The 552-nt window shown below is 70.7% G+C and carries 1 pseudogene; it reads left to right on the plus strand.

The window, feature by feature from the left end:
- Positions 1 to 552, plus strand: a pseudogene (locus H3O04_RS35660) (amidase family protein); the annotation flags it as partial.

The raw sequence follows: 552 nt of genomic DNA on the forward strand, positions 1-552 counted from the left end.
GTGTCGCACCCGCCGATACCACGCTCGATTGCGTCGGGCCGTTCGCCCGCGAAATCCGCACGCTCGTCGCGGTGATGGCCGCGATCGCACCGGGCTTCGACCGTGCGCGGGCGACGGCAACCGCGGCAGGCTGCACGGTTGCGCAACTCGCCGTCGAAGCCGATCCGGCGATCGCCGCCGCGCTCGATGCGGCCGTTCGCGCATCGGGGCTGCGTTCGCACACGGTGGTGCTCGATGAAATGCCGGCCGCGTTCGCGGCGGGGCTCACCGTGATCAACGCGGAAACGTCGCGCGCGTTCGGTCATCTGGTCGCGAGCGGCAAGCTCGGCGCCGACCTCGATGCGCGATTGCGTGCGGCCGCAACGACCGCGCCTGCGGCATTGAAGGAAGCCGAAGCCGTGCGCGCACGCTTCACCGCGCAGGTCGATGCCGCGCTCGAACACGCGGACGTGCTGGTGCTGCCGACGCTGCCCGCGTTGCCGATCACGCTCCAGCAGGCACGCGACGGCGTATCGGTGATCGCGATGTCGTCGCTGATCCGGCCGTTCAACC

Origin of the sequence: Burkholderia sp. KCJ3K979, from assembly GCF_016759955.1 — a bacterium.
Taxonomy (GTDB): Bacteria; Pseudomonadota; Gammaproteobacteria; order Burkholderiales; family Burkholderiaceae; genus Burkholderia; species Burkholderia orbicola.